A 10,381-nucleotide genomic window follows, 5' to 3' on the forward strand; every position below is an offset into this window, starting at 1 on the left:
ATGTTTTGCCAATAAGCTATTATTTATTTCTCATTAAAGCTTTCTTGATCTTCTTTAAAGTTATGGATAAAAATAATATAAATGTGGATATATTTAAATCCTTTATTATTTTCTCTTTTGACAGGCCTAAGGAAGTACCTATTTCAAAATACATAGCATAATAAGCCATTTTTTTTAATCTTGATAATTTAAGATTATCTAAATCACTTAACATTGATATTAAATAACCTTTGGGGTTACTCTTAAAAATTGTATTTTCGCTGCTTGTTAGGCCATCGGGTAAATATTCAGCAATATAAATTATATCATTAAACCAACGCAATTTATAGCCTGCCTTACCTATTGCAAACCATACTACGGACTCCGTTATAAAATTTTCGCCTTCAATTTCAGGGAAAGGAAATTTCCTTAATATATCTGTATAAAATACCTCTGCCTTATCTCCCGTTATACCACACGTAAATCGTTCTTGTGAGGTAGAGTCAATATATGCAATATTGGAGCTTGTACCTATTATGTTTTTTTCACTTGTTCCCTTTGCCCCGGCAATACCTGCAAAATTTGTTTGGTCCTTAGATAAGGTTGCCTCCCATTTTACTACTTTTTCTAGTGCATCATCTGTTAAGTAATCATCGCTATCAACTATAAAAAATAACTTACCCTCAGCCAGTGTTACACCCTTATTTATAGCACGATGTTTACCTCCATTGTCAACTTTTAAATACTTAATATTAAAAGAATTTGCTTCCAATTTCCACTTTTCAAATAAATCAATAGTATTATCTAATGATCCATCATCAATTACAATCCATTCAAAATCACTATAAGTTTGTCTTTTTAGAGATTGATATAAAGCATTTAATCTATAAGCTCTATTATAGGTTGGAGTAAATATAGTTATAAAAGGCTTTTCCATGTTAATCGAACAGCTCCTTAACATCCTTAATAGTTTTTTCTAAATTAAAGGTACTACCTCTTTCCTGAGCTTTTAGCTGCATCTCCTTTAAAAGCTCCTGATTATCTAGTACACTCTTTATACCGCTATAAATGCCATCTGTAGAATTCTCAACTAGCTTGCCATACTTTCCCCCATCTAGAAGCTCAATAGGACCTGAGCAGTTAGTAGATATTACTGGTATTCCTAATACAAGTGCCTCTGCAACAGTCAAGCTGTAACCTTCATTTCTTGAAGAGCAAATGTATAAATCAGAGCTTGCTAAATAAGAATATACATTTTCTTTAAAGCCTAATAAACTAATGTAATCCTCAACACTGTTATCAATTATTTGTTTCTGTAGGGAGTCCCTTAGGTGGCCCTCCCCGATTATCCAAAGCTTAAAATTATAACCTTCATTTTTCAAATTTATTACTGCTTCTATTAAACGATCAAAGCCTTTTTGAGGTACAAGCCTTCCTATAGCAGAAATAGTAAATTTGTCATTACTAATTTCCTCTATGGGAGATTTAGACTTATTTATAATATCTTCAGCATCAATAGGATTATAAATAACAACAGCCTCATTATTTGAGCCAATTTTGTTAATGTAGGACTTTTTAACATCTTCTGATACACAGATTACATGATTTAAGGAATCATAGTATATCTTAGCTAAATTCTTATTTATAAATTCCCAATTCTTCTTTTTAATTAATTCAAGGTTAAGATGAATCCAGCCAATTTTTTTTGTAGTATTGTCTGCGGCACTAACGATTTTTGTGCATATGCCCTCTAAAAATCCTACTTCGATATCATAATGGTCTTTTATAAAGATTTTATGAAGAAGCTTCGCCGGTAAATATTTCAAGAGCCTAAACATAATTCTTTTTTTATTTAAAGTAGGCCTTTTAATAATTGACTTATAGCTTATTCTATCATTTAATTGCTTTATATATAAACCCTCATTATATATTGTCATAATGGTAATAGCATAGTTTTCTGAAAGATTGTTAGTTAAGGTAGTTAGAACCTTCTCTGCTCCACCACCTTCAAGGCTATTAATTAAAAAGAGTATTTTCTTCAATTTATGTCACCCTTTCGCTGAGCTAAATATATAGAATATCCTAAATAATTCCAAAATATTGGTACAATAAACAAACACATAAAGTACACTATGTTAGAATCAAAGAAATTTTCTACGCAGAGGGCAACAATCATAGAAAATATATAAATATTAATAGCGCTGCTTTTACTTTTAATTTCTTTAGCGAAGGAACCAATATTTATTAATAAATATCTAAATAAAAATGCTAATATTGCTATTAAAGCAAATAATCCGCTGCCAGCTAGTATTTGAATATATATGTTATGCATATTACCAAGTATCCCAGGATCACTAAAATCACTAGTCGCAACCTTAATAGCTGCATCATGAATATTTTCACTGCCGACTCCTAATATAGGATTATTTTTAAAGACCTTAAATCCAATTTTCCATATGTCAAAACGCGAATTGGAAATATCAGCACTATTATACTTTCGATTCGCATCCACTGGTGCAGTTATCTCAGGAGTGTTATGAGTAGAACCTGTATTTGTGCTTGTATTTTCATTCTCACTGCCAGCTGCATTCTTTTGAACTGATACCTTTGATTTGCTTGAACTCATAGCTTCTATTTTGCTTACAACTTCAGGAAGATAGCTTACTATTTTATTGGAGGCTTTAGAAAGGAGGTATAATCCTGATAAGGTAATAACGCAAATTAAAAGAATAGTTATAACCTTTGTAATAATACTTTTAACACTCTTATTAAATTTTCTTAAATAATTATAGGTAAAAATCAGTAAAAATGCTGCACAAAGTGAAACGAAGGTAGATCTTGAATTTCCTAAAAAAAGTATAATAAATTGCAATATAATATTTACTATTAAAAACACCTTCATTATTTTACCTATTCTTAATAGCTTATATTTTCTCATGGCCAGAATTATTAATGAAACAATAATAGCAATTAATGCTATTAAAGAACCGCTGTTAGGATTACCCATTATTCCAAATAATCTACCTTCAAATATACCAAATAGATATTCCGCATTGTTTACAGTTACAGAGCCCTTGAAATCTTTGAGAAATATTATGAAGGAAGATGCAGCTACAAAAAATGTTATAAATATAGTCAAAAGGCTCATGATGTATATTTCTTTATATACCTTATCTTCTTTTAAATTTTTATCTACAGTAAGTGGTATTATAGTCTGTATTGCTAGATACAATAAAACCATAAAATTATGGGTCTTATTTGGATTTAAAATAACAGATAAGAAGGATAAGATTAAAAACAAAAAAATAAACCAATTAATTTTATTTTGAAAAATTAGTCTCTTTGTTATTAAATCAAAAATAATTATTATAATTCCCCAAATTAAAAAGATTTTAGCAATATTTTGTGAAATATTTATGGTATAAGGAAAAATATACAGGAATGAAAATAGTAAAAAGCATAACTTAAAAATAAAAGAATTTAATATTGTTTTTTGTAAAATATTTTTCATGGTTATATACCTCTTTTAGGATAATTATTTAATACTATCAGCCATAAGCTTATTTAAAATATGATAAATCAGTAAAGTTATTAAGCTTTTTATTTACATTGATAAATATAGGCTTTCTAGCTTTGAAGAAACATCTTTTATATCAAATCCTGCATTTATAATATCATTTATTTTATTTTCACGTTGATAGCTATTTACCTTGTAAAGAATATGTTCTGCCCAAACCCTCGGGTTATCTGATAAAGATAAATAGTCTATTGCCTTGGTAATCCTTGTTTCTTTTGTAATAACATCAGAAATAAAGATAGGTAAATCTGCAGCTTGAGCTTCAACTGTAACAACAGGAAAACCTTCATAAAGGGATGGAAGTATTAAGCAGTCCATTCCTTGCATAAGAGAATTTATGTTAGAAACATTTCCCTTAAAGTCAACATGTTCTACTAAGTCTAACTTTATTACTTGTTCTTTTACTTCAGACATCATGTGTCCAGAACCGCATAAAATAAGTTTGCTATTGGGATGTATTTGAATTAGTTCATTAAATATCTTTATTACAAATTCATGATTTTTAGGATATAAAAAGTTACCTATATGTCCTAGAATCAATTCATCCTTCCAATCATTAGCTTCACGAACTTCATCTCTCACGGCCTGCTTAAAACTAAATTTTTCTGTATCAATGCCATTATATAAATAAAAAACATTGCTTAAGTCATTATTAAATAGGTACTTAGCAGAAACCTCACTACAAGCAAACTTATGTGTAGCAACTTTATTCATATTTTTAATTGCATATGGATAAATAAATTTTCCTAGAAATGAAGGAGGCATTGATGTACTGTGAGCATGTGCAATTCTATTTTTAGCACCTGCTTTTTTTGCTTCTTTTAAAGCAAACATACTCATGGCATCTTGATGTGAATGCACTATAGAATAATGATTGTCTTTTATAACAGAGTTAATTTCCTTTAAGTTTTTTATAAAACTCTCACCTTTAGGTGTTACATGATAGATCCTTCCACCTAATTCAGAAATTTCATCTTCAAAATGTCCTTTGTTACTTCCATGAACTATAAAATCAAATTGGATTTTATTTCTATCTATATTTCTATAAAAGTTCATAATCATGTTCTCTACTCCGCCGCGCTGCATTTCACTGACAATGTGTAAAACCCTTATAGAATCCATATGAAACCTCCAATTTAGTCATTAATAAATCTTTTAACTATTACTTTTTCTTTATTTTAACAGCCTATATTATCAAATTCCTATAAATACTTTCTTCGACTGTTTAATAATTTAGCTGTAAATAAAATTAATGCAGCATTATTTGTATTTAATACTGCCTTTATAAATGTTGCAGTTATACCTTCACCTTTTATTTTTTCTAATGCTACTTTAACTTCTTGAATTTTAAGAGTATCATGAATCTTACTTATTTTAACAGTTTTGGTAAACACACACCCTATTTTATAGAAATCCATAAAATAAGCCATTACATCTTTAATTACAATTTCAAATAGAGAATTTTCAATTTCCTTTGAATATAAACCCCAATATTTATATAAAGCCACAAATTCATGATAAATACCTAATCTTATATCCAACCTGTTTTCTCTAAACTTAGCTGATAATCCTTTGTTTTTTTCAATAACATAATGAATTAATTTATCATTTATAACTGACATGTTATTTATATCTTTTATATAATTTATATTAAAAATTAAATCTTCAGCAATATCAATATCATTTGGGAAGACTATATTATTGTTATCAATAATATCCTTTTTGTAAACCTTATTCCAGGGAACATTTAGTAGTGAATTATTAATATATATAATTGCATGGTTTCTAATATCTTCTTTACTAGAATAAGTACATTCCTCAATAGCTTTATTACTTAAGAATTTCCCATCCTTATATTCTGTAAATCTATTAAATATTAAGAGGTCAGTATCCTCTTTTATATTATTCATAATAATCTCAAGAGCCCTTGGCTCATAGTAGTCATCTGAATCTAAAAATACAAGGTATTTACTCTGTACATACTTTATACCTGTATTTCTAGCATTGCTAACTCCATTATTTGCTATTGATATAATTTTAATCCTATCATCCTTTGATGCAAAAAGGTTTGCAAGCTTTAATGTTTCATCAGTAGAACCATCATCAACAATAATAAGTTCAAAATCTTGAAAACTTTGGTTTAAAACACTTTGTATTGATTTAGTTATACTATTCTCAGAATTATAAGCAGGCATAATAATACTGATTCTACTCATTTACTAACCGTCCTTAATCTTGGCCTAACTAAAAATCGACCATTTTGTAATTTAAATATAGCAGTAGAGTGAATAAAACATCGATTATATGAATTTATATATTACGATATATTTCCTCCATACTTTTTTTAATATTATTGATGTCGCATTTTTTAATAGCTTTCTTGTTAAATTCACCTAATTTTACTCTAAGTTCAGGATTTTCAAATAACCTTTTAATTGATCTGGCAAAACTATCAGTATCATTTGGTTTTATTAAATATCCGCCATTACCCTCTTCAATTAAGTCATTATTCCCTCTTATATTTGAACAAACAATTGGAAGACCAGCAGCCATAGCTTCCATTAATGCAACTGATAATCCTTCTCGATAAGAAAGAAAAGCAAACATATCTGCTGCTTTACTGATCTCGTCAATATCTCGGCGATAACCCATCAGTTTAACTTGTTTAACTAGGCCAAGTTCATTTATTAGTCTTTCCAAATAGTTTTCTAGCTTTCCTTGTCCACAAATTATACAATAAATATTGGGGTTGTTCAATTTTGCCATACCCCTTAATATTGTCTCATGATTTTTATTCTTATTAAGCTGTCCTACTGAGAGTATAAAAAAAGCATTGTCTGGTATTTCCAGTTCTTTACGCTTATCTAATTTATTAATGCGTATATTTGAGTATCTTTCGGTATCTAAACCTACACCGGGAATATACTCAATTTTACCAGCTTTAAATGATTTCTTAGCAAGTTCATAATCTTCTTTATTAATAGTAATAATCATATCTGTGTATTTTGCAAGCCATTTCTCAATTGGATAGAATAGTATCCAATTTCTAAGTGGAGCACCCTTGAAAAAATGAAAACCATGGGCGGTATATATAACCTTTGTACCATTTTTACGGGCCTTTTTTGCTGCTAATCGTGTCAGTGCACCACCTACTGGTGTATGGCAATGTATAATATCATAATTATTTGACTTAATTATCTGATTTAATTTATTAAAAGCAGTAATATTTCTCAAATTAAAAGGCATACTTTCAAAGGGCAAATCATAATATTTATCACAATATGGTATAATGCAATCTTCTTTATTTTCATAATCATTTCTTGAACAAACGTGTGTTTCATATCCATTCTTTTTAAACCACTCTAAATATGGAAGATGAAAGGTCATTAAATGATGTTTCACTACGTGGGCTACAAACAATACCTTTTTCATAGTCATATCTCCATTATCCTTCTAACATGTAGATAACAATTACTCTTGTTAGCTTTAATACTATAATTAACTGTTAAATTACCAAATCAGTGTGTTTATGTGATTCTAGATCAACCACTAATTCCATTTCATTATCTTTAATAAAATCAGAAAATTTTACGGTATCCTTAACACCCTCTGTGCTGTCTTTAATAAACATAATTTTAACAGTTAAAAGTAGAAGCTTTAAATCAAGAAATATTGAATAATTTTTAATGTACATTAAATCATATTTTGCTTTATCAACTGCTGTAGTATTATATTTTCCATATATTTGCGCAAATCCTGTTAACCCAGCTTTTACTAATGTTCTGTATTTATAGTCCTCAATTTGATTCTCAAACTTCTCAACAAAAAAAGGTCTTTCAGGTCTTGGACCTACTACACTCATATCCCCTTTTAGGATATTAAAAAATTGTGGTAGTTCATCTAGTCTTGTCGCTCTAAGTATTCTTCCAATCTTGGTAATTCTAGGATCATTTTCACCTGCTAATACTGGTCCTGTTTGCTTTTCTGCATTTATAACCATTGTCCTAAACTTTAATACTTTGAAGGTCTTTTTCCTAATAGTAACCCTTTCTTGTCCATAAAATACATGCCCACCATCGCTGAGTTTAATCGCAATAGCCACAATAAGCATAATAGGACTCGTTATTAATAAACCAATGCTTGAAACTATAATATCTAATATTCGTTTCATTACCCTTTGCTCAATAGTAAGCCCTATTGAATTTAAGTTTAATAGAGGTGTGTCATCAGCTCTATTAAGCTTAGAATTAAGCAACATGACTTCATAACTGTTTGGTATTATATAAACGCTTTTACCCTCAGGAATACATTTATTTAATATTTTATATCTTGTTGAGTAGCTAACATCGCTGGTGATAAACACTACCTTTACATCATTAACATACTTCATAATATTTTGGCTTTTATCACTACATAAATATTTAATTTTATATAGATCCTTTTGTTTAATAGTTATCTTTTGTGTTAACTCCTCAACTGATGTATTACCTACAATTAAGCAATCCTTAATACCATGCTTCTTTCTTATTATCTTCCATACTATATATCTCCAAATAGATAGTGAAATAAACTGTGGTATGCTGCTTATTAATATAACAGTTCTAGGGTAAGAGTATAGTTGCAGAAAAAAGGCGATAAAGGATGTTGTAATAATTAAGCAAATAACAGTTAAAGATATAGAATATATTATCTCACCAATATCCTTTTTTAAAATATCATCAATTCCAAATACATACATAAATATGATATATGAAAAAATCATCAAAAGGTAAATATATAAGAATGATGATAAATCAAAATTATTAATATTATTTCCAAACTTAATAAAAAAAGATAAATATACCGAAACTATTATTAGTAAAAAATCAACAATATAAGTTAATATTTTATAAATCCTTGTTTCGAATAATTGATTTTCCAACTATTAAACACCTCAATAATCATTTATTATTAATAATAACGAATAGTTTATAACTTTTATTACAAAACTTGTTTGAATTTTTGCTTCTAAAGGTCCCTTCCAATTATATTATTTTAGTCCTATAAATATACCTTTAAAAGCTAGCTCTATTCCGATAAATATATAGTCTCTTCCAAGTCTCATAAATCTTGTACACTATTTGAATATTTTCTCAATTAAGTTTATTAATTATAGCAAATTCTCACTTTAAATATATAAAGCTTTTTCTTAATAAACAGCTAAAATTATTTCCTGCCTAAAAAAATTATAACATTTTCTAATATATTTTTCTATATTATTGCTGTTGTTTAAACTTTGTGAAATTGGATAAATATAGAAAATAATATCAAATTTTGTTGAAGTTCTTTACTAATATATCATACTTCCCTTTAATTCTCAATTATTTATAAATATTAAATTGTCACATAATTTGACTTTATCCGATAAATTTTTTGACTTAATAAGATACGGCTTTAGGAAATATTAAATATATTTAATATTTCCTGAGGTATTCGATTATCTTTAGGATATAAAATAAGATTTTGCAACATGTTATTATTAATTGAATCTATTATTTCGGTAAAGACATATTAAGTTATATGTTGGAATACTATATATTATATTTTTTTATTTTATGTTATAATTTTGTTTATGCCAGTAATTTGATAAATGATACGATATTTATTAATTAAAGGAGAGTAATATATTTTGGGACAAAACAATAATACAAGAAAAAGATCAAATAAAAAAACTAAAAAACATAAAAAGCTAAAAATTTTTCTATGGGTGCTGTTATTTATAATATTACTTATAGGTGGTGTAGGTGGAGGATATCTCCTTTCTCAGCTTGGTAAAATTCAAAATACCAAAATATCTCAGAGTAATGAGGATTTGGGAATAGATCAAAGTACAATAGATAATATTAACAAAGCTGGTGATGATGTTATTAATGTTGCCTTATTTGGAGTGGACAGGCGTAATAAGGGAGAAAACGGGAACTCAGATGCCATTATGGTGGCTTCTATTGATATGACAAATAAAAAAATAAAACTTAGTTCCTTAATGCGTGATTCATACGTCCATGTTGACGGGTTAGGAATGACAAAGCTTAACGCAGCCTATTCCTATGGAGGGCCTCAATTAGCAATTAAGACTATTAATCAAAATTTTAAACTTAATATTAAGGATTACTTTACCGTTGACTTTTTTAGTCTAGAAAAGATAATAGACGCACTTGGTGGTGTCCAAATAAATGTTAAGCCAGCCGAAGTCGAATATATAAATGAAAGCGTAGTTGAAGTGGCTAAAATTAATAACCAAACTCCAAAGCTTGTTACTCACAGTGGGTTGCAGACTTTAACTGGTAGGCAAGCTGTTTCATATGCTAGAATAAGACATGTTGGTAATAACGACTTTGAAAGGACAGATAGACAAAGAACAGTACTAAACCTATTATTTCAAAAAATACAGAATGGTGGTTTAGCAAATTACACTAAAACCGTAAACACAATACTCCCTTACACTGAAACAAGCATGTCCAACATGGACATTATTTCACTAGGTACTAAAGTACTTACCTCTGGAACACATTCGTTGGATCAAGAAAGATTTCCTGTAGACGGATATTGGAGTGACTATGTGTATAATGGAATTGATTATTTAAAAATTGATTTAAATGCTACATCAGATCAGTTGTTTAACTTCATATATAAAGACATAAAACCAACTCCGAAGAAATAAAATAATAATAATCCATATGAGTTATTACTTATTAGTACGTACCACATTTTAAGTAATAGAAATATTAGAATATAATTTTAAAAAAAGAAATAACATGAAACTAAAAAGAAGTTATGTGACTGTCA

The 10,381-nt window shown here is 28.3% G+C and carries 8 protein-coding genes; 1 reads left to right on the plus strand and 7 read right to left on the minus strand.

Features of this window, described 5'->3' with window-relative positions:
* Positions 1–19 precede the first annotated feature (19 nt).
* The 7 genes from ACJDUH_RS12545 to ACJDUH_RS12575 all read right to left on the minus strand — a co-directional run bounded on the left by ACJDUH_RS12545 (position 20) and on the right by ACJDUH_RS12575 (position 8,477).
* The gene (locus ACJDUH_RS12545) at positions 20–916 is read right to left on the minus strand and encodes a glycosyltransferase family 2 protein (RefSeq protein WP_406765545.1); all 897 of its coding nucleotides are present in this window, start codon (positions 914–916) and stop codon (positions 20–22) included.
* A 1-nt stretch (position 917) separates the two neighbouring features.
* A complete protein-coding gene (locus tag ACJDUH_RS12550) occupies positions 918–2,021 on the minus strand; it encodes a glycosyltransferase (RefSeq protein WP_406765546.1) in 1,104 nt (367 codons plus the stop codon).
* Positions 2,018–3,280, minus strand: a complete 1,263-nt coding sequence (locus ACJDUH_RS12555; RefSeq protein ID WP_406765547.1) for an O-antigen ligase family protein — start codon at positions 3,278–3,280, stop codon at positions 2,018–2,020. Before ACJDUH_RS12555 ends, ACJDUH_RS12550 begins: the two co-directional genes overlap by 4 nt.
* Positions 3,281–3,583: 303 nt before the next feature.
* Positions 3,584–4,678: a glycosyltransferase family 1 protein gene (locus tag ACJDUH_RS12560; protein ID WP_406765548.1), complete on the minus strand. Its 1,095-nt coding sequence runs from the start codon at positions 4,676–4,678 to the stop codon at positions 3,584–3,586.
* Positions 4,679–4,758: 80 nt separating this feature from the next.
* Complete coding sequence (locus tag ACJDUH_RS12565) at positions 4,759–5,772, minus strand: glycosyltransferase family 2 protein (protein ID WP_406765549.1); 1,014 nt, start codon at positions 5,770–5,772, stop codon at positions 4,759–4,761.
* A 94-nt stretch (positions 5,773–5,866) separates the two neighbouring features.
* A complete protein-coding gene (locus ACJDUH_RS12570; RefSeq protein ID WP_406765550.1) occupies positions 5,867–6,988 on the minus strand; it encodes a glycosyltransferase family 4 protein in 1,122 nt (373 codons plus the stop codon).
* A 73-nt stretch (positions 6,989–7,061) separates the two neighbouring features.
* Positions 7,062–8,477 (minus strand): sugar transferase, encoded by a 1,416-nt coding sequence (locus tag ACJDUH_RS12575; protein WP_406765551.1) that lies wholly within the window; start codon positions 8,475–8,477, stop codon positions 7,062–7,064.
* A gap of 747 nt (positions 8,478–9,224) precedes the next feature.
* Here ACJDUH_RS12575 and ACJDUH_RS12580 point away from each other — a divergent pair.
* A complete protein-coding gene (locus ACJDUH_RS12580; RefSeq protein WP_406765552.1) occupies positions 9,225–10,256 on the plus strand; it encodes an LCP family protein in 1,032 nt (343 codons plus the stop codon).
* Positions 10,257–10,381 lie beyond the last annotated feature (125 nt).

Origin of the sequence: Candidatus Clostridium radicumherbarum (assembly GCF_045310525.1) — a bacterium.
Classification (GTDB): Bacteria; Bacillota; Clostridia; order Clostridiales; family Clostridiaceae; genus Clostridium_AT; species Clostridium_AT radicumherbarum.